This window comes from Janthinobacterium woesei (genome assembly GCF_051380875.1).
In the GTDB taxonomy this organism is placed as follows: domain Bacteria; phylum Pseudomonadota; class Gammaproteobacteria; order Burkholderiales; family Burkholderiaceae_D; genus Janthinobacterium.
The window spans coordinates 13,805-33,588 of the sequence record NZ_JBNYXW010000021.1; the positions used below are offsets into that span (position 1 = coordinate 13,805).

The 19,784-nt window shown below is 63.8% G+C and carries 19 protein-coding genes; 13 read left to right on the forward strand and 6 right to left on the reverse strand.

Annotation, left to right across the window (positions count from 1 at the left end):
- Positions 1–2: 2 nt before the first annotated feature.
- From ACQ4W6_RS22120 to ACQ4W6_RS22150, 7 genes are all read left to right on the forward strand, one after another.
- The gene (locus ACQ4W6_RS22120; protein WP_436569326.1) at positions 3–1,157 is read left to right on the forward strand and encodes an acyl-CoA dehydrogenase family protein; all 1,155 of its coding nucleotides are present in this window, start codon (positions 3–5) and stop codon (positions 1,155–1,157) included.
- 11 nt (positions 1,158–1,168) lie between these two features.
- Complete coding sequence (locus tag ACQ4W6_RS22125; protein ID WP_436569327.1) at positions 1,169–2,707, forward strand: class I adenylate-forming enzyme family protein; 1,539 nt, start codon at positions 1,169–1,171, stop codon at positions 2,705–2,707.
- A 110-nt stretch (positions 2,708–2,817) separates the two neighbouring features.
- Positions 2,818–3,984 (forward strand): ABC transporter substrate-binding protein, encoded by a 1,167-nt coding sequence (locus ACQ4W6_RS22130; RefSeq protein WP_436569328.1) that lies wholly within the window; start codon positions 2,818–2,820, stop codon positions 3,982–3,984.
- A 117-nt stretch (positions 3,985–4,101) separates the two neighbouring features.
- Positions 4,102–4,974, forward strand: coding sequence for a branched-chain amino acid ABC transporter permease (locus tag ACQ4W6_RS22135; protein ID WP_436569329.1), 873 nt, complete (start codon positions 4,102–4,104; stop codon positions 4,972–4,974).
- Entirely contained in the window at positions 4,971–5,987 is a 1,017-nt protein-coding gene (locus ACQ4W6_RS22140; protein WP_436569330.1) for a branched-chain amino acid ABC transporter permease, read from the forward strand. The genes ACQ4W6_RS22135 and ACQ4W6_RS22140 overlap by 4 nt, the downstream gene beginning before the upstream one ends.
- A complete protein-coding gene (locus ACQ4W6_RS22145) occupies positions 5,980–6,693 on the forward strand; it encodes an ABC transporter ATP-binding protein (protein ID WP_436569331.1) in 714 nt (237 codons plus the stop codon). Before ACQ4W6_RS22140 ends, ACQ4W6_RS22145 begins: the two co-directional genes overlap by 8 nt.
- On the forward strand, positions 6,686–7,387 hold the full coding sequence (locus ACQ4W6_RS22150; RefSeq protein WP_436569332.1) for an ABC transporter ATP-binding protein: 702 nt from the start codon (positions 6,686–6,688) through the stop codon (positions 7,385–7,387). The genes ACQ4W6_RS22145 and ACQ4W6_RS22150 overlap by 8 nt, the downstream gene beginning before the upstream one ends.
- 38 nt (positions 7,388–7,425) lie before the next feature.
- Here the strand turns inward: ACQ4W6_RS22150 and ACQ4W6_RS22155 are convergent, their stop codons facing one another.
- Positions 7,426–8,319 (reverse strand): HDOD domain-containing protein, encoded by an 894-nt coding sequence (locus tag ACQ4W6_RS22155; protein WP_436569333.1) that lies wholly within the window; start codon positions 8,317–8,319, stop codon positions 7,426–7,428.
- A gap of 239 nt (positions 8,320–8,558) precedes the next feature.
- On the opposite strand from ACQ4W6_RS22155, the gene ACQ4W6_RS22160 reads away from it, so the two are divergent.
- On the forward strand, positions 8,559–9,143 hold the full coding sequence (locus ACQ4W6_RS22160; RefSeq protein WP_436569334.1) for a DinB family protein: 585 nt from the start codon (positions 8,559–8,561) through the stop codon (positions 9,141–9,143).
- Position 9,144: 1 nt separating this feature from the next.
- Here the strand turns inward: ACQ4W6_RS22160 and ACQ4W6_RS22165 are convergent, their stop codons facing one another.
- Entirely contained in the window at positions 9,145–9,537 is a 393-nt protein-coding gene (locus tag ACQ4W6_RS22165) for a VOC family protein (RefSeq protein ID WP_436569335.1), read from the reverse strand.
- An 82-nt stretch (positions 9,538–9,619) separates the two neighbouring features.
- Between ACQ4W6_RS22165 and ACQ4W6_RS22170 the strand changes: the two genes are divergently transcribed.
- The 4 genes from ACQ4W6_RS22170 (at position 9,620) to fghA (ending at position 12,894) form a co-directional block, all read left to right on the forward strand.
- Positions 9,620–10,159, forward strand: a complete 540-nt coding sequence (locus ACQ4W6_RS22170) for a GNAT family N-acetyltransferase (RefSeq protein WP_436569336.1) — start codon at positions 9,620–9,622, stop codon at positions 10,157–10,159.
- Positions 10,160–10,378: 219 nt separating this feature from the next.
- Entirely contained in the window at positions 10,379–11,050 is a 672-nt protein-coding gene (gene lepB / locus ACQ4W6_RS22175; RefSeq protein ID WP_436569337.1) for a signal peptidase I, read from the forward strand.
- 50 nt (positions 11,051–11,100) lie between these two features.
- On the forward strand, positions 11,101–11,949 hold the full coding sequence (locus ACQ4W6_RS22180; RefSeq protein ID WP_436569338.1) for an NAD-dependent protein deacetylase: 849 nt from the start codon (positions 11,101–11,103) through the stop codon (positions 11,947–11,949).
- A gap of 78 nt (positions 11,950–12,027) precedes the next feature.
- Positions 12,028–12,894 (forward strand): S-formylglutathione hydrolase, encoded by an 867-nt coding sequence (fghA, locus tag ACQ4W6_RS22185; protein WP_436569339.1) that lies wholly within the window; start codon positions 12,028–12,030, stop codon positions 12,892–12,894.
- Between the two features lie 7 nt (positions 12,895–12,901).
- Here fghA and ACQ4W6_RS22190 read toward each other — a convergent pair whose 3' ends face one another.
- From ACQ4W6_RS22190 to ACQ4W6_RS22205, 4 genes are all read right to left on the reverse strand, one after another.
- Positions 12,902–13,567, reverse strand: coding sequence for a dienelactone hydrolase family protein (locus tag ACQ4W6_RS22190; RefSeq protein WP_436569340.1), 666 nt, complete (start codon positions 13,565–13,567; stop codon positions 12,902–12,904).
- Positions 13,568–13,749: 182 nt separating this feature from the next.
- On the reverse strand, positions 13,750–16,083 hold the full coding sequence (locus ACQ4W6_RS22195) for a xanthine dehydrogenase family protein molybdopterin-binding subunit (RefSeq protein ID WP_436569341.1): 2,334 nt from the start codon (positions 16,081–16,083) through the stop codon (positions 13,750–13,752).
- The gene (locus ACQ4W6_RS22200; RefSeq protein WP_436569342.1) at positions 16,076–16,543 is read right to left on the reverse strand and encodes a (2Fe-2S)-binding protein; all 468 of its coding nucleotides are present in this window, start codon (positions 16,541–16,543) and stop codon (positions 16,076–16,078) included. Before ACQ4W6_RS22200 ends, ACQ4W6_RS22195 begins: the two co-directional genes overlap by 8 nt.
- A 26-nt stretch (positions 16,544–16,569) precedes the next feature.
- Positions 16,570–17,892, reverse strand: a complete 1,323-nt coding sequence (locus ACQ4W6_RS22205) for a c-type cytochrome (RefSeq protein ID WP_436569343.1) — start codon at positions 17,890–17,892, stop codon at positions 16,570–16,572.
- A 186-nt stretch (positions 17,893–18,078) separates the two neighbouring features.
- Here ACQ4W6_RS22205 and ACQ4W6_RS22210 point away from each other — a divergent pair, with 186 nt between their 5' ends.
- Positions 18,079–19,731, forward strand: coding sequence for a Na+/H+ antiporter (locus ACQ4W6_RS22210; RefSeq protein ID WP_436569344.1), 1,653 nt, complete (start codon positions 18,079–18,081; stop codon positions 19,729–19,731).
- The last annotated feature ends 53 nt before the right edge of the window (positions 19,732–19,784 follow it).

The window sequence follows — 19,784 nt, forward strand, 5'->3', positions numbered from 1 at the left end:
CCATGATACGCGACGAAGAAACCCTGAACATCCTGCTCGACAGCATTGCCCGCTTCGTGCGCGAAGTGCTGGTGCCAAACGAGGCGCTGGTGGCGGAAACGGATACGATACCACCGGCCATCGTGGCGCAGATGCGCGAGCTGGGCCTGTTCGGCCTGTCCATCCCGGAAGAATACGGCGGGCTGGCACTGAGCATGGAGGAAGAGGTACGGGTCGCCTTTGAAATCGCCCGCACCTCGCCCGCCTTCCGGTCGCTGATCGGCACGAATAACGGCATCGGCTCGCAAGGCATCGTCATCGATGGCACGGAAGCACAGAAACAGCACTACCTGCCCAAGCTGGCGTCCGGCGAGATCATCGGTTCGTTCGCCCTGACGGAAGCGGGATCGGGGTCCGATGCGGCTTCCCTGCGCACCACGGCCGTGCGCGACGGCGATTTTTATATCCTCAACGGCAGCAAGCGCTACATCACCAATGCGCCAGAGGCCAGCATCTTTACGGTCATGGCGCGCACGGATCCCGTCAAGCGGGGCGCCTCGGCCATTTCCGCCTTCATCGTGGAAAAGGACACGCCGGGACTCTCGTTGGGCAAGATCGATAAAAAAATGGGCCAGCAAGGCGCGCATACCTGCGACGTGATCTTTGAAAACTGCCGCGTACCAGCAGGTAACATCATCGGCGGCAAGGAAGGCGTGGGCTTTAAAACTGCCATGAAAGTGCTCGACAAAGGCCGGCTGCACATCGCCGCCGTCTGCGTGGGCGCGGCCGAGCGCATGCTGGCCGACGCCCTGGCATATGCCATGGAGCGCCAGCAGTTCGGCCAGCCGATCGCCGAGTTCCAGCTAATCCAGGCCATGCTGGCCGACAGCAAGGCCGAGATTTACGCCGCGCGCAGCATGGTGCTCGATGCCGCACGCCGCCGCGACAACAAGGAAGACATTTCGACGGAGGCATCGTGCTGCAAGCTGTTCGCCTCCGAAATGTGCGGCCGGGTGGCCGACCGCTCGGTGCAGATCCATGGCGGCGCCGGTTATATCAGCGAATATGCCGCCGAGCGCTTCTACCGCGACGTGCGCCTGTTCCGCATTTATGAGGGCACGACGCAGATCCAGCAGATCGTCATCGCCCGCAACATGATCAAGGCAGCGCAAAAGTGAAGGAGGCTGCGATGGATATTCCCGCCTTGCTGGCCAGCCTGCCGGCGCGCCTGTCGGCCATTCCCGCCCGCTGGGCCGCGTGCACGCCCGACGCGCCCGCGCTGCATGAGGGAGGCTGCAGCTGGACCTATGTCCAGTTGCAGCATGGCGTGGAAAGCGCCGCGCAGTTGCTGCGCGATCTGGATGTACGCGCCGGTGACCGCCTGATGGTGGTAGGCGAGAACTGCGCGCTGCAGGTGGCGCTGATCTTTGCTGCGGCCAGCATCGACGCCTGGATCGTCAACGCGAATGCGCGCCTGTCGGCGCGCGAGATCGATACCATCGCCCTGCACAGTTCCGCGCGCAGGGTGCTGTTCCTGGCCGGCGCCTCGCCGGAAGCTGCGGCACATGCGGCGCGCCGCGGCGCCAGCAGCGTCACCGTCGACGGCATGGGCGACCTGCTGGCGGGCGAATTGAACGAAACCAGCATCGCCGAAGCCTGCGTGCCAGGCAACGAACAAGTGGCAGCGCTGATCTACACCACCGGCACCACGGGGCAATCGAAGGGCGTGATGCTGACGCACCGCAACCTGCTATTCATCGCCGCCGTCTCCAGCACACTGCGCGGCCTGACGCGCTCCGACCGCGCGTATGGCGTGCTGCCCATTTCGCACGTGTATGGTTTGGCCTCGGTTGCCTTGGGCACCCTGTATGCGGGCGCCGCCCTGTACCTGGTGCCGCGTTTTTCCGTCGATAGCCTGCTCTCGGCGCTGAAAGATGACGGCTTGACCATCGTGCAGGGCGTACCCGCCATGTACGCCAAGCTGCTGCAAACGCTTGGCGGTGCCAATACCGCGCTGCCCACGCAACTGCGCTTTGCCTACGCGGGTGGCTCGCCGCTGGCACCGTCGCTGAAACACAACGTGGAAAAGCTGCTGGGCACCGCACTGCACAACGGCTACGGCATGACGGAAAGCGCACCCACCATCAGCCAGACGCGCCTGGAAGCGCCGCGCCTGGATGATTCGGTCGGCACGCCGATCCCTGGCGTGGAAGTGCGCATCGTCAGCCTGGACGGCGTGGATGTCACGCCAGGCGAAGCGGGTGAACTGTGGATACGCGGGCCGAATGTCATGGCAGGCTACTACCGCGAAGCGGCCATGACGGCGGCCACCATGCGCGACGGCGGCTGGCTCAATACGGGCGACATGGCGCGCCAGGATCCTGACGGCGCGCTGTTCATTGTCGGACGCACCAAGGAATTGATCATCCGCTCCGGCTTCAATGTCTATCCGCTGGAAGTGGAAACGGCGCTGAACGGGCATCCATCCGTGGTGCAATCGGCCGTGGTGGGGCGCACCCTGGACGATGGCAACGAGGACGTCATCGCGTATGTGGAGCTGGACCCGCGCCAGAGCGCCACGGTAGACGAATTGCAGGCCTGGCTGGCGCAGATTTTATCGCCATACAAATGCCCGTCCGCCATCATCGTCATGGAGGCATTGCCGGCGGCGGCCACGGGCAAGATTTTAAAAGGGCAGCTGCGGCAGATGGCGCAGAGCGGAAAGTAAATTCAGCATTGCAGTTGATTTCAAGAGACCCGACAATAAAACCTATGCGGTACTTTGACGGCGCCGATCCTAGCGCTGGCAAACCAAGCCGCATCACCGGAGGAGACACGATGAAACGCACATTGACACGCATCGCCATGGCAGCCCTGGTTTCCAGCGCCTGGCTGTCGCAGGCCAGCGCCGACGAATTCCTGGTCGGCGCGGAAATCCCCCTGACGGGCAACCTGGCCAGGGTGGGCGCCGGCATGCAGGAAGGGATCATGGTCGCGGCCGAGGTCTTCAACAAGACCAACGGCAAGCACAAGATCAAGATCCTCACCATCGACGACGAATCGGCGCCGGCCAAGGCGATTGCCGCCGTTGAAAAGCTGGCCAGCCAGGGCGTGGTGGCCATCACGGGCGGCTACGGCTCGAACAATATCTCGCCCGCCTCGGACACGGCGAACAAACTGGGCCTGGTCTACATCACCTCGGGCGGCGTGGATGACAGCCTGGTAGCGAGCGGGCGCAAGAATTTTTTCCGCATCAATAACACGGCTGGCTACGAAAAAGCCATGCTGGGCATGCTGCAAGACGTGGGCGCCAAGTCGGTCTCCATCATCTACTCGACCAAGGATGCCACCACGGGCCTGGCGAAAGACGTGGAGAAAGCGCTGGCGGCCAAGGGCGTCAAGGTGACGACCCACTCGTTCGACCCGGCCATCACCGACTTCAAGCCCATCATCAACAAGATCCGGCTGCAGGATAAATCCGAAGTGGTGGCCATGGTCGGCTATGAAAACGATTATGTGGGCATCATCCGCGCCGCGCGCGTGCTGAAACCGAAGATCAAGGCCATGGTGGGCGTGTGGTCGCTGGCCACCCCTAAAATGGCGGCCGACTTCCCCGACCTGATGCCGAACGTGTTCGGCACGGCGCTGCTGCCCTTCCCCACCGAATTCAAGACGGCCGACGGCAAGGCTTTCAGCGACGCCTACAAGCAGTTGTACAAGAAGGAGCCGGATTACCTGGGCCAGTTCGGCTATGTGCAGTCGATGCTGCTGTTTGAAGCCATCGCGCGCGCAGCCGACAAGGGCACCCTGAAAAAGGGTGGCGTGGCCGAGGAGATGCGCAAGACGGACCGCGAAACCCTGATTGGGCGGGTGCAGTTCGCCGCCAACGGCGACAACCACAATTTCGTGCACCGCATGGCACAGCACCAGGACAAGAAGGTGGTGATCGTCTGGCCGAAGGAGCATGCCACGGGCAAGCTGAAGTATCCGGCCCTGCCCTGGTAACAGCAGCCGCCCGCTGCACACGCGCGTGCCCGCCCGGGCGCGCACCGATGAACGGCAGTCCTGCGCTTTGTACACGCTTTGTACGCGATGCGCCAGCCTGCCTGACGGGATGACGATATGACAGAATTAATCTTGCAGGCCCTGTATTCGGGCTTGCTGCAGGGCGGCTCCTACGCCCTGATCGCACTGGGACTGGCGCTGGTATTTGGCACCATGAAAGTGATCAACCTGGCGCACGGCGAACTGGTGCTGCTGGCCGCCTATATCGCCTACAGCGTCGAATCAGGCCTGGGACTCGGTCCCATGTTCGCCATTCCCATCGCGCTGGTGATCGTCAGCCTGACGTCGGTGGGCGTCTACCTGATCGTCAGCCGCATCAAGAAGGACCGCGAAATCAATTCGCTGATCCTCACTTACGGCATCGGCGTGATCCTTACCAATGTCATCTTGCTGGTGTGGAAGGCCGACATCCGCTCCACGTCCTCAAGCTGGCTGCAGGAAGGCATCGAAATCGGCCCGTTTTTCAGCATGCGCAGCGAAGTCATTTTCTTCGGCGTCAGCCTGGTGCTAATGGGGGTGCTTTGGCGCTGGCTGGCCACCAGCTGGTATGGCCGCGCCGTGCGCGCCGTCTCCAGCAACCGCGACGCGGCCAAGCTGATGGGCATCGACCCGGGCCGCACGGAACTGGTGTCGTTCCTGGTGGCCGGCATCCTGGCCGCATTTGCGGGCGTGGCTTTATTCAGCTATGGGGTGATCCAGCCCGCCTACGGCGGCGCGCTGACGGTGAAGGCCTTCATCATCACGGTACTCGCCGGCATCGGCTCGATACCGGGCGTGCTGGTCGCCGCCGTGCTGCTGGGCGTGGCCGAAGCGCTGACCGTCACCCTGGCCAGCTCCGCGCTGCAGGAATTGTCCGGCATGGTGCTGTTCCTGCTGGTCCTGTTCATCATGCCGAACGGCTTGTTTGGGGCACAAAGGAGGCGCGGATGAAATCATCATCGAAACGTTCGACCACTGTCCCGACCACGCTCTGGGCCATACTACTGCTGCTGGCCGCGTATGTGGCCGTGCCGCTGGCGCTGGGCAGCAACCAGTATGTGATGAGCATGGTGGTGGCAGCACTGATCATCGGCGGCGTGGCCATGTCCTGGGCCTTGCTGGGCAATTTGGGCGGCATGGTCAGCTTCGGCCACGCAGCCTTCTTCGGCGTGGGTGCGTATGTTTCCGCGCTCACCACCGTAAAACTGGGCCTGCCCGTATTTGCCGCCATGGCACTGGGCGGGGTTGGTGCGGCGCTGGCTGCCATCATCATGCTGCCCGTGCTGCGTTTGCGCGGGCCGTATTTTGCGCTGGCCATCCTGGCTTACGCCCACATCTTCCGCATCCTGGCTACGGAATGGAGTTCGGTCACCGGTGGCGCTGGTGGCGTCAACAATATCCCCACGCTGCCCACCGTTTTCGGCTTTGACCTGGCCAGCAAGACGGGCGCCTACCTGGTGGTGCTGACCCTGATAGTGGCGTGCGCGTTCGCGTACAGCCGCATCCGCTCCAGCCATTATGGTATTGCCCTGCGCGCCATGCACGACAGCGAGGACGCCACGCGCGTCGTCGGCGTCAACAGCACGCTATTGAAAGGCATGATGCTGCTGGTGTCGGCCTTCATGGCGGGCCTGTTCGGCGCCTTCAACGCCCACTACATCAATTTTCTGGAACCCGATTACGCCTTCAACAGCCTGTGGGTGACGCTGCCCATCGTGGCGGCCATCTTCGGCGGCTACCGCACCATCCTCGGCCCCGTACTGGGCGCCGTGGTGGTGTATCTGGTGGATCAACTGATCTTCAAGTCGCTGATCCCCACCGGGCACCAGCTGGTGCTGGGCGTGCTGCTGGTGGCGATGATCGTCTTCAGCCCGAACGGCCTGCTGCCGCTGCTGCGCAAACTGGTCAAGGCCAAGGCCGTGGCCAAGGCCGTGGCCAAGGCCGAGGAGAAAATACATGCTTGAACTCGATAATGTCTGCGTGCGCTTCGGTGGCCTGACGGCCGTCGATAGCGTCACCCTGAAAGTGGGCAGCCACGACGTGATCGGCCTGGTGGGCGCCAATGGCGCCGGCAAGACCACGCTGTTCAATGCCATTTCCGGCCTGGTGCGCCCGACCAGTGGCAGCATCCGTTTCGAGGGGCGCGACATCATGGCCACGCCCATGTACCAGCGCGCACGCCTGGGACTGGGCCGCACCTTCCAGATCCCGCAACCGATGCATGAATTGACGGTGCGCGAAAACCTGGTCGTGGCGCAGCGCTTCGGCACGGGCAAGGTGGACAGGCGCAAGATCGACGAAATCCTCGATTTCACGAGCCTGCTGGATAAAGCCGGGCGCGACGCGGCCAGCGAACTGGCGCTGACAGAGTTAAAAGCGCTGGAAGTGGCCAAGGCGCTGGCCACCAATCCGAAACTGCTGCTGCTCGATGAAGTGCTGGCGGGACTGGAGACGAACGGCAAGCGCCGTTTCATGGGCATGCTGAAGGAGCTCCATACCAGCTTCGGCGTGGGCATCGTCATGATCGAGCACGACATCGAGACCATCAGCAATCTGTGCCAGCGCGTGGCCGTGCTCAATTTTGGCCAGCTGATCGCCGATGGCACACCCGATTGCGTCTTCCGCAACCCGGCCGTCATCGAGAGTTATACGGGAGCCGCCCATGCTTAATATCGAGAATCTGCGCGCCGGCTATGGCGCCATCAATGTGCTGTGGGACGTCTCGCTGAATATCCAGAAGGGCAAGCTGACCACCATCATCGGCCCGAATGGCGCCGGCAAGACGACCCTGCTGCGCGCCATCATGGGCCTGCTGCCGGTCGGCGCGGGCAGCATTGCGCTCGATGGACAGGCCATCAACGGCACGCCCACCTGGAAAATGAGCGATGCGCGCGTGACGATGATACCCGAGGGGCGCATGACGTTTCGCGACATGAGCGTGGAAGAAAACCTGATCATGGGCGCCTTCCCGAAGGAGCACCGCAGCCACATGCCGGTGCGCCTGGCCGAAGCCTATGCCATGTTCCCGCGCCTGCACGAGCGGCGCCGCCAGCTGGCCGGGTCATTGTCAGGCGGCGAAGCGCAGATGCTGGCGATGGCGCGCGGGCTGATGTCGGACCCTTCCCTGCTGATCATCGATGAGCCGTCGCTGGGCCTGGCGCCGCTGGTAGTGAACGAACTGTTCGAGATCCTGGCACGCCTGAACGATGGCCAGCGCACCATCATCCTGGTCGAACAAAACACGGCGCGCGCGGTGAAAGTGGCAGACCATGTCTACCTGATGCAAAGTGGTAAAGTGGCGCTCTCGCAGGCAGCGGCCGATGTCGATATCGAGCACCTGCATGCGCTCTACTTTGCGCGTTGAGCGACATGCTCTGCGCGGGGTTGAGCGGCCTGCGGCCATCAATCCTCGTCGTCGGCAAGTTTGTCAAACACCAGCAAGTCACTCTTGCCGAGTCCAGCAGTCACGAAGGGATCGTCGGCAGGAAAGCGGCCAGTATCGACCAGCATGCGCAGCTTGCTCAGGCGCTCGCCCAGCGCCAGCGCTTGCGCCTGCGGCTTGGCATCAGTCTGCCCAATTGCGCGGGTCACGGACTCCGGAAACTCCCATAATTCGGCGATCCGTACCGACAAGATACGCGCTTGCGCAAACACCTGGGCAATGAAGGCGTCCGATTGCGGAAAGACATCGGGCGCATGCATCTGGTCGATCAGCCGGAAGGCCACCACCAGGCCGACATTGGCCATCAGTCCCGCGAGATAGGCGTCGAAGGCGTTTGCCTGCATTGCAGGCGCAACCAGGTTGGCCGCCAGCGCACACTTCTCGGACTGGCGCCAGATCAGCGGCGCCGTGCGTATGGTCAGCCCGCCACTTTGCATGCTGACGATGGGACGGAAGGCGACGCGGGCGAGCAGCATGCGCATGCCGTTTTGCCCTAGCAGCATGATGGCGCCTTCCATGTTGTTGATCGACGGGCTGGCGTTGTAGCGCGAATGGTAGCAGGGCCGGTTCGCTTCGCGGTAGACCTCGGCGACCAGCACCACGTCCTGGGACAGCTGGCGCGACAGCTCGGCCGCGCTCATGTTTTCATCTTGCAAGGTACGCATCAACTGCGCAATGATGGCCGGAATACGCGGTACCAGCGCAGCGCCAGCGATCGGTTCACGGGCCAGGCGCGTCAATTCGTCCAGAATCTGCTGTTCGGCCTGCGCCGGAGCCTGCGTCGAACCCACAGCCGCCAGCCAGCGGTAGTAGATGGCATCGATTTCGCTGATGGTGGCTGGCTGCCGTGTCATCTCGGGCGCCGCCGCTGCCGCAACTGGCGCAGGCTGGTTTTTTTCGCCGCCGTTCAGTAATTTTCCTATCCAACCCATTGCTCTTTTAGCCCTATATGCATCACTATCGCGAAATCCGCCCCGCGATTTTACTTGAAGACAGCAGCGCTGGTGCGGCGCGCGTGAGCGGCCTTGTCCACCTGCCGCAAAGTGCTACAGTAGCGCTCTCGCAGGCCCCCCCCTGCTTTGCAAGGTAAATCATGAGCAACATGCTGGCCCGCTACGTCACCAGCCAGGCGTACAACAACGCCTGGGCCAACCACCGTTTGCTGCAGGCGTGCGGCCTATTGTCCCCGGCCGAATTCCAGGCCACGCGCACGAGTTTTTTCCCGACGATACAGTTCACGCTGAATCATATCCTCACGTGCGACTGGTTTTATCTCGATGCGCTGGAGCGCGAGCTGCGCGGCGAAGCGCCGCATCCCGACTGCTATGTATTTTTTGAACAGGACGAGCCATTCACCGACTGCGCGGCGCTGCAGCTGGCGCAGCGCGCGTCCGACACACGCCTGATCGCGCATTGCCGCAGCCTGTGCGATGCGGACCTGGCGCGGCCCGTGACGATCTTGCGCGACACGCCGCAAGTCGATACGCGCCTGCGCATGCTGGCGCACCTGTTCCAGCACCAGATCCACCATCGGGGGCAAGTACACGCCATGCTGGCCGGCACGCGCATCGAAGCACCGCAGCTCGACGAATTCTTTTGCGCCAGCGAAGCGGACGAGCGGGCGCGGGATTTTCTTGAACTGGGCTGGACGGAGACAGAGGTCTGGCGCCCGCGCTGAATTACTCTTCCCCGTGGCAACAGACACAGAGCTTGTTGCCATCGAGGTCGCGGAAATACGCGCCATAGTAATTGGCGTGGTAGTGGGGCCGCAGGCCCGGCGCGCCTTCACACACGGCGCCCAGCGCCAGCACGGCCCGATGGCAGCGGTCGACCTGCGCGCGGCTGGCCGCCAGCAGGGCCGTCATCTGGCCGTTGCCTGGTGTAGCGGGCAAGCCGTCATGCGGCGCGCCCAGCACGAACAGGGGACGCGGCGCGTCTGCATTCATCCAGCCCGCCCAAGGCTGGTGCGGGTCATGAAATTTTTCGATCAAGTCCAGTTCCCGCAGCAGTGCCGCGTAAAAGGCGTAGGCGCGGGGAAAATCGTTGGTGCCGATGCAAATATGGGACAGCATGCTGCTCCTTGATGAGTGACTCTGGTGTGCAGCGAACGACGCCGCGTGCATATAATGGCACATCTCTTTTTGACAAGCTTCCATGCCCAACCTCGACCGCCTGCAATTGCACCCGCCGACCAGCGCCGACATCCCCGGCCTGCTGGCCTTCGAACTGGAAAACCGCGCGTATTTTGAATCCTGGGTCACGGCCCGCGCGCCTTCCTACTATAGCGCCGACGCCATCGCCGCCGCCATCGAACAATCGCAGCGCGAGCGCCAGCAAGACATTACCCACCAATACCTGGCCAAACTGGACGGACAGATCATCGGCAGGGTCAATCTGACAGCCGTGATGCGGCCTTATTTCAACAAGGCGGCGCTCGGTTATCGGATAGGTGCGCAATTTGGCGGACGCGGCTACGCCACGCGCATCGTGGCCCTGCTGCTGGAAGAAGCGTTCGGCAAACTGGATCTGTGGCGCCTGGAAGCGACCGTGCGGCCGCAAAACCTGGGCTCGATCACCGTCATGCAGCGCAATGGCTTTCATCAATACGGCCAATCGGAAAAAGCCATGCATTTCCAGGACGAGTGGACGGACCTGTTGTATTTCGAGCGACGCAAGGCGCACGCCAGGGCCTGATCCGCAGAAGCACTCGCCAGAAGTCACGCCCGACGCATAGCGCGATTTTATCCCGCCGCCATCGCATGCGGCATGCGCGCAACAAAAAGCGTGCCGTTTGCACACTGGCACGGTGATTTAAGAATGGCTTCAGTCTGGCCGCGCATCGTGTATTGCATGGCGTGCGCTGCAAGCTGCGCCTCCCCAATCACCACGGGCACAGGCCCAGAGCGAGACGACATGACGACATGGATGCGCACCAACAAGGGCTTTTTGATGTTTCTCCTGCTGTTCGGCGTGTTCCGCACGGCCGTGGCGGACTGGAATCCGATACCGTCGGCGTCCATGCGTCCCAACCTGCTCGAAGGCGACGTGGTCTTCGTCAACCGCTTGGCCTTCAACCTGAAAGTGCCGCTGACCGATATCGTGCTACAACGCCTGGGCGACCCGGCACGCGGCGACATCGTCACCTTTGCCTCGCCCAAGGATGGCACGCGGCTGATCAAGCGCATCATCGCCCTGCCTGGCGATACGGTGGAAATGCGCAATGAACAGCTGGTCATCAATGGCCACGCCGCCCGGTACACGGCGCTCGACACGGCGCCCGAAAGGATCGCCCACCTGGGGCAACTGACGGCGCAGCGCATCAGCGAACGCAACAATACCGAGCAGCACCGTATCCAGGTCTTGCCGCAGATCGCAGGCGCGGCGCGCAGCTTTGCCCCCGTGACGGTGCCGGCCGACCACTTCATGATGCTGGGCGACAATCGCGACAACAGCGCCGACTCGCGCTACTTCGGCTTCGTGCCGCGCGAACTGCTGATCGGCAAGGCCGAACGCATCCTCGTCTCGGCCAATATCCTTGACCATTGGCAGCCGCGTTTGCAGCGCTTCGGCATGCAGCTGGAGTAAATAATATCCCCATGCAACAGCGCCATGCTTTTCGGTTAGCATGGCGCATCATGCCAATATTTCCTTTCGCCAGCCAGCGGCCCGCCCTCGATCAGCTGGCGCAGTTCCTACAACGCCACCCGGACGTGCTGCTGCTGACGGGCGCTGGCATCAGCACGGCGTCCGGCATTCCCGACTACCGCGACGCGCAAGGCGTGCGGCGCGGCAATGCGCCCGTGCAGGGGCCGGATTTTCGCCGCCAAGAAGCCGTGCAGCGCCGCTACTGGGCGCGCAGCATGGTAGGCTGGCCGACGCTGGCACGCGCGCTGCCCAATCGCGCTCACCTGGCCATCGCCCAGCTGGCGCAGCGCCAGCAAATAGGCGGACTAGTCACGCAAAACGTGGATGGCCTGCACCAACGGGCCGGCAGTACCGCCGTCACGCAATTGCACGGCAGCATACATGCGGTCATTTGCCTCGATTGCCACGCCAGCTTTCCACGGCGCATCATCCAGGACTTGCTGGAACGCGACAATCCGCACATGCTGGGCGCCACGGCCACGCCGGCGCCCGATGGCGACGCGCTGCTGGAACCATCGCAACTGGCCGCCTTCCACGTGCCCCGTTGCCTGCACTGCGGCGGCACCTTGCAGCCAGACGTGGTGTTTTTCGGCGACGGCGTGCCGCTTGACCGCGCCGCCGAGGCCGGGCGCAAGATGGCAGACGCCAGCGCCCTGCTGGTGGTGGGCTCGTCCGTGATGGTGTATTCGAGCTTTCGCCTGTGCCGCATGGCGGCCGAAGCGGGCAAGCCCGTGGCCGCCATCAACCTGGGCAAGACGCGCGCCGACCATTTGCTGGCGTTCAAGACCGAAGCGCCCGCGCAGGAAGTATTACCCCTCGTCGCGGACTTGCTGGGCTGAAGCCGCGACGCATTGCAGTCCAGGCAGTTTCGGCCTGCCACCACTCTCGCTATACTATGGGATTGACGAGGAGAATTCATGCTGGAACTGTTGAGTGAACACGCCTGTTTTGGCGGCGTACAACGTTTTTATCGCCACGACGCGCAAGCCATCGGCTTGCCCATGCGTTTTTCGGCCTTCATTCCCGACACCGTGCCCGGCGCCGCGGCCGGCGCCAAGCGCCCCGCCCTGTTTTACCTAGCCGGCTTAACTTGCACCGAAGAAACCTTCATGATCAAGGGCGGCGCGCAGCGCGTGGCGGCCGAGGAAGGCTTGATCCTGATCGCGCCCGACACCAGCCCCCGTGGCGCGGGCATCGCGGGCGAGAGCGATCACTGGGATTTCGGTGCGGGCGCCGGCTTTTACGTGGATGCCACCGAGGCGCCATGGAGCGGCCACTACCGCATGTACAGCTACATCCTGGAATTGCGCGCCCTGCTGGAGCAGGAACTGGCTATCGATGCGCAACGCACGGGTATTTTCGGCCATTCCATGGGTGGCCATGGCGCACTGGTGCTGGCCTTGCGCAATCCCGGACTGTTCCGTTCGGTGTCCGCCTTTGCGCCGATCGCCGCGCCCAGCCAGTGTCCGTGGGGCAAGAAAGCCTTTACGGGCTACCTGGGCAGCGACGAGGCCAGTTGGCAGCACTACGACGCCAGCGCGCTGATGCACGGTTTGCAGGGCCAGCCGGTATTATTTCCTGCCGGTATCTTGATCGACCAGGGCCTGGCCGACAAGTTCTTGCCCGAGCAACTGTTCCCCGAAGCCTTCGAGGCCGCTTGCCAGGATGCGGCCCAGCCCCTGCAGCTGCGCCGCCATGCCGGCTATGACCACGGCTATTACTTCATCGCCACTTTCATGGAAGAGCATGTGCGCTTCCATGCAAGGAACTTGCGCGCCGCCTGATTGGCCGCTATTGCGCCGTGCTGATATGCCCGTTGAAATGGCGGGTGTACCAGTCCGTGGCCAGCAAGGCGGCCTGGTGCCGCGCGTCGGGGCCGCCAGGCGAGGCGATTTGTTCCAGTTGCTTGTCGCAGCGCAAGGTGGCAAACGCCATGCGGTTCAAGCCGGCCACATCGGGATCGCGGCCACCGACGATGAGCAAGGAGGGCACGCGCACATTTTCCAGTGCCGCCTTGCCCGCCATTTCCACCTGGCCATCGCAGACCGCCAGCGCGGCGATTTCTCCGCTGCGCCAGGCCGCCAGCTGCATCACCACGGCCGCGCTGGTGCCATAGCCATACAAGCCGCAGGGCAAGCGCCGCGTGGAAGGGTCCATTTGCAGCCAGCCCAGGGCTTTTTCCAGCTGGCGCGCCAGCAGGACGATATCGCTGCGCACGAAGTAGGCATGGCCGTTGCTTCCGCCGCCAGGCCCGACACCGGCCTGGTCAAAGCGCAAGGTGGCGATGCCCGCTCGCAGGAAATCTTGCGATGTGGCATGGCTGGAGGCGCCCAGATAGTCACTATCGGCGCCGGCGCCGTGGGCAAACAGGACGATGCCCACCGGGCGCTCGGGCAAATCAAGCACGCCGTCCAAATGATGTTCATCGGCCGTGATGCTGACAAATTGTTCTTGCATGGCTGCCTCCGCAATCGAGCTGGAATCAAGCTGGAATTGAGCTGAAATCAAGCTGGTACTACGCTGATTTAGCCGCGGCGGGCATGCTGCAGGCCTAGAGCGGCAGTCCTCAGTGTAGCAGCCTGCGGCCGTTCCTGCGCAAGCGTTCACGCATGCGTGACAACATTTTCCACATGGCAACGTTACACGGCACCGTGCCGGTCGAGTCCCTTCAGCACGGCTTCCGGGCGGATCGGCAAATGCCGCACGCGCGATGCCACGGCGGCAAAGATGGCATTGCCGATGGCCGGCGCCACGGCCGTGGTGGGCGGCTCGCCCATGCCCGTCGCCGTTTGCGTGCTGGCCACGAACTCGATATCGAGTTCCGGCACGTCGGCCATGCGCAGGGGCGTGTAGGTATTCAGGTTGGTATCCTTCACTTCGCCATTCAGGAAAGCCGTGCCTTCATGGATGGCCATGCTCACGCCCCACAGGGCGCCGCCTTCCGCCTGCGCCAGCGCGCCGTCCGGATCGACGATGGTGCCGGCGTCGATCACCATGGTCAGCTTCTCGACTTTCACCATGCACGTGCTGCGGTCAACCTTGACCCTGGCCACGCAGGCCGTCCAGGTGGGCATGCCGCGCTCCTGGCCAAACGTGGCGGCGATGCCCAGGCCCGTGTCGGGCGGCATGGCCGTGCCCCAGCCGGCCTTTTCCGCCGCCCGACGCAGCACATGGGCCAGGCGCGCGGCGCCGCCGACGGCATTTGGCGCGCTGCCCGCGTTGCGCCCCGTCGCCTGCAGCAGCGACAAGCGGAACGCCAGCGGATCGACCTTGGCCGCCTGCGCCGCCTCGTCCATGAAACTTTCCACGGCCCAATTCGTCCAGCCCGGCCCCACCGAGCGCAGCCAGCCGGGGCGGAAACTGCTGTTGGCCAAGTCGTTCGAGACGGCCCGCACGCGCTGCGCGCCCACCGAGTACCAGTGGTCGGCGCCAGCGATGGCGAACGGGTCATACGGATGGCCGGCCTTGTCCTTGGCCAGCAAGGCGGGGATCATCGCTTGCGTGGGCCAGCCCGCGCTCGCTTCATGCACCATCGCCGACACCTTGCCCTCGCCATCGAAGGCCATGCGCACATGCTGCACGGAGGGCGAGCGGGGCGAATCGAAACGCGCATCGTCGGCGCGCGTGCACAGCATCTTGACGGGCCGCCCGAGGGCCTGCGCCGCCAGCGCGGCCGGCACGCAATAATCGCCATTCAGGCGCCGCCCGAAGCCGCCGCCCAGCAGATAGGTGTGCAGCATGACCTTGTCTTGCGGCACTTTCAAGGCCTTGGCCAGCACGGGAAGTATCAAGGATTGCCATTGATTGCCCGCATGGATGTGCCAGATGCCGTCGACTTTTTGCGCCAGCGCATTGACCGGTTCGAGCTGGAAATGCAGCACGGTACTGGTGGTGTAGTGGCGCTCCAGCGTCAGGCTGGCATCCTTGAAAGCTTGCTCCACGCCATCATCATCGACCAAGCGCGCGCCCAGGCTGGCGTCTGCCAGCTGCTTGCTGGCGTAATTGACAATATCCTGCTCCGACACATGCGCCGCTGCGCCGGCCCGCCATTTCACTTGCACCAGGTCGGCCGCGCGCATGGCAGCGGCGTATGATTCGGCAACCACCATGACCCAGCCGGGCACGCTGCCGCTGGGATCTTGCAAGGCCAGCGAGTGCAGATAGCCCTTCACCTGCCTGGCCGCCGAGTCGTCGATGGAGACGACCTTCGAGCCGTAGCGCGTGGGCGGTATCTTCGGGCGCGCGTACAGCATGCCGTCGACGTGCGCATCGATGCCGTACTGGGCCGTGCCATCCGTTTTCGATGGAATATCGAGCGCCTGCACGCGGTGGCCGATCAGGCTGCGCTGCTGCGGCGTTTTCAGCACGATGGCCTTCAATTGCGCGGGCGTGTACTGGCGCGCCAGCTTGCCACGGCGCACGATCTCGGCATAGGAAATCGAACCTCCGCGTCCATGCACGGCGCCCAGTTTGGCGTGGCAGCCAGACACGGGCATGCGCAGCAGGCGCGCGCCCTCCTCGACCAGCGCGAGGCGGCCAGCGGCGCCAGCACGGCTGAGCGGATCGAAATTCTGCCAGACGGACCAGCTGCCGCCGGTCACCATCAAGCCCCATTTCGGGTCCGTATCGACGTAACGCAGGCGCACTTTGCTCCAGTCCGCTTCCAGTTCGTCGGCCACGATGCGCGCCAGGGCCGTGCCAATATGCTGGCCCATTTCCGCCTTGGCGATATTGACGGTGATCATGCCGTCCACATCAAGCTCGAACCAGATGCTGGGGTCGAACACGGGCGCGGCCGGTGTCACTGCCGGCACGGGCGCCACCTTGCTGTCGGCCAATGAGCTGTTGGCAAATGAGCTGTCGGCGCGCAGGAAGGCCAGCGTAAAACCCGTGCCGGCGGCGGCGATCAGGAAACCGCGCCGTCCCAGCGCGCTGGGGCGCAGCGACGAATTTTCTTTGGGTAATTTAAACATCAGGCGCCTCCTGCATGCCGGCCGCCAGCTTGATGGCCTTGCGGATGCGCACATACGCCATGCAACGGCACAGGTTGCCACTCATGACAGCATCGATATTCGCATCCGTTGGCTGCGGATAGTCGCGCAGCAAGGTCGCCGCCTGCATGATCTGGCCCGACTGGCAATAGCCGCACTGGGGCGCCTGCGTGGCGATCCACGCTTGCTGCAGCGGGTGCGTGCCGTCCGGCGAGAGGCCTTCGATGGTGGTGATGGCGCAACCGGCCACGGCAGCAATCGGCGTGATACACGAGCGGATCGCCCGGCCGTCCACATGCACGGTGCAGGCGCCGCACATGCCGATGCCGCAGCCAAACTTGGTGCCTTTTAAATGGACTTCGTCGCGCAGCACCCACAGCAAGGGGGTTTCGGCATCGACCTCGGCGGTAAAAGGCTGGCCATTAACAGAAATGTTATACATAAGTGTTATACATAAGAAACTTTCAATTATTGCTTGCCAGCGCCAGGCGTGGCACGAGCGCGTGCCACGGCCGCTTCCAGGTTCGTCCAGGCCGGCTGATGGCTGCGGCTACGGCGCAAATAGGCGGCCAGCTGGGCCACGTCGTTATCCGTCAGCGACTGGGCAAAACCGGGCATCAGCACGCCGCGCATGGCCTCGTCCCTATTGATGCCGTGCAGTATCACCTGGATCAGGTTGGCTGGATCGGGCGCGCTGACGGCGCTGTTCAGGCTCAGTTCCGGCCGCAGGGCCACGGGCTGGCCGTTGCTGTTTGAGTGGCAAGACGCGCAAGCGGCCACGTACAGGCTGGCGCCGCGGTCGTTATCGACCAGGCTGACGCGCTGCGAACGGTCGATGCCGGCCTTCACCACGGCACCCACATCAACTTTGCGCGCGGTTTCACTGCCTGCGCCAGAAACGCCGGCGAAATAGGTGGCCAGGGCGCGGACATCGCTATCGGGCGAGGCCCCCATGCCTTCGTGCACCACAGCCGACATGGGGCCGGCCGCCACGCCGTGCAGGGCCGTCGCGCCCGTACGCAAGAAGGCATACAGCTCATCGTGCGTCCATGGCAACGGTGCCGTGTTGGCGCTGGTCAGGGCTGGCGCATACCAGTGATCAATCGATGCGCCCAGATACGGCGAACCGGCAAGCTCGGCACCGAGCGCATTGCGCGGCGTGTGGCAGGCGGCGCAATGGGCCAGGCCTTCGGCCAGGTAGCGGCCCCGGTTCCAGTCCAGCCCTTGCGCAGGATCAAGCTGGAAGCTGGCCGGCTTAAAGTACAGCAACTTCCAGCCCGCCTGCAGGGGCCGCAGATTCAGGGGAAATGGCACGCTATTGGCGGACGCTGCCGCATACACGGGCGGGCGCGTCATGAAATACGCGTACAGGGCCGTCAGGTCCGCCTCCGAGACGAGCGTGAAGTGGGTGTAGGGAAAGACGGGAAACAGGTGCGCGCCATCGCGGCCCACGCCTTCGCGCATGGCCCGCTGGAAGGCGGCCAGCGACCAGCGGCCGATGCCCGTTTGCGGGTCGGGCGTGATGTTCGTGGCGTAAATCGTGCCAAACGGCGTGGCCAAGCCGTGTCCGCCAGCAAATTGAGCGCCGTCTTTGGCCGTATGGCAGGCGGCGCAATTACCCATGCCCGCCAGGATCCGCCCCCGCTCGACCACTTGCGGCGAAAACGCCGTGGCGGCAGGCGGGTTGATGGGCGCCAGCGCGGGACGCCAGTAATAGACATACGCGGCCAACGCCGCGATGACGGGCAGCGCCAGCAAAACCAGCAGGCCGGTGAAAATCTTTTTGAGCAAAACAGGATTCCGTAAGAGTCAAAGCGCATGCGCAGCAACCGTCCACAGGCAGCGGCGGCGGCATGGCCAATTGTTACAATCTTACCGCGATTGTGACTTGTTGTATGTACGCGATGACACCTAGGCAGCGCTGCGCGCAAGCTGCGCCTTATAATCTCCGTTTCAGCACGCCGGCCCTCCCCCTTCATGCATACCGTTACCATTATCCTCACCCTGGTCCTCACCGTCGTCCTGTGCGGCTTCATCGCCCGTTCGCGCTGGATCCCGCTGCCCTTGCCCCTGATCCAGATTGCCGGCGGCACGGGATTGGCCATGTTTGGCGTGCAAGTGCCGCTCGACCCCGACATTTTCTTCCTGCTCTTCATTCCACCGCTGCTGTTTCTCGATGGCTGGCGCATTCCCAAGGGCGCGTTTTTTTCCGATGCGCGCTCGATCCTGATGCTGGCCATCGGCCTGGTGCTGTTTACCGTGCTGGGCATGGGTTTCTTCATCGATTGGCTCATTCCCAGCGTGCCGCTGGCCGTCGCCTTCGCGCTGGGCGCCATCCTCTCGCCGACCGACCCCGTGGCCGTCTCGGCCATTGCCGCCGGCAATCCGATTCCGCCGCGCCTGATGCATATCCTGGAAGGCGAGTCCCTGCTGAACGACGCCTCGGGCCTGGTCTGCTTCACGTTTGCCGTGGGCGCCATGATGACGGGCGGCTTCTCGATCGGCGCCGCCTCGCTGAGCTTTGTGCAGGAAGCCGGTGGCGGCATCGTCGTCGGCCTGGCCATCTCGTGGGGCGTGGGCCTGGCAAACAGATGGCTGGTGAGCAAGGTCGGCGAAGAACCGGGCCTGCAAATCCTGATCAGCATCCTGATCCCGTTCGCCGCCTACCTGGGCGCCGAGCAGATCCACGGCTCGGGCATCCTGGCCGCCGCCACGGCGGGCGTGTCCATGCATTACGCCGACCTGATCGGCCGCCCGCTGGCGGCCACGCGCACGCAGCGCAAGGCGGTGTGGGATACCGTGCAACTGGTCTTGAATGGCGTGATCTTCGTCATGCTGGGCGCGCAATTGCCCGCCACCGTTGCCGGCCTGCCGGGCGCATCCATCGAAGTGGGCGCCGGCAGTGCCTGGAAACTGCCCCTGTTCGTTGTCGCCATCACGGTGGGGCTGACCTTCATGCGCTTCGTCTGGGTCTTCATCTCGATGAAGCTGACCTTGTTCAAGCACAACAAGAAGGTGGCTGGCGAATCGAAGGAAGCGGCGCCGCTGGCGCGCCCCAGCCTGCGCCTGCTGCTGGTGGCCTCGTTTGCAGGCGTGCGCGGAGCGCTGACCCTGGCCGGCATACTGACCCTGCCGTTGTTCTTGCCTGACGGCACGCGTTTCCCCGCACGCGACCTGGTCATCTTCCTGGCCATGGGCGTCATCCTGCTGTCGTTGATACTGGCCAGCGTCACCCTGCCCCTGCTGACCAAGGGGCTGGTCTTCGCGCCGCCCGCGCGCCGCTCGACGGAAGAGCGCAATGCCCGCGCCGCTGCCGCCGAGGCCGCCATCGCGCGGCTGGAAAAAGTCTGCGCCGGCATCGACAAGGACGGCAAGCAGCAAGTCGTCAGCGAGGCGGCCAACCGCCTGATCGAAGCCTACCGGCGCCGGCTCACGTATGGCGAAAGCAGCAACGACGAGGCAAGCCGCATGCAGGAACTGGCCAAGGCTGAGCGGGCGCTACGCCTCGAAGCGCTCAATGCGGAGCGCGACGAACTGTTCCGCCGCCGTATCTCAGGCGAACTGGACGACACCATCCACTTGCGCCTGCTGCGCGAAATCGACTTACTGGAAGCGACATTGGAAGAATAGAGACAGTTCAGCGCCACTTGAGCAATGTAGCCTGGCAGTTCTCGTGGTAAAGA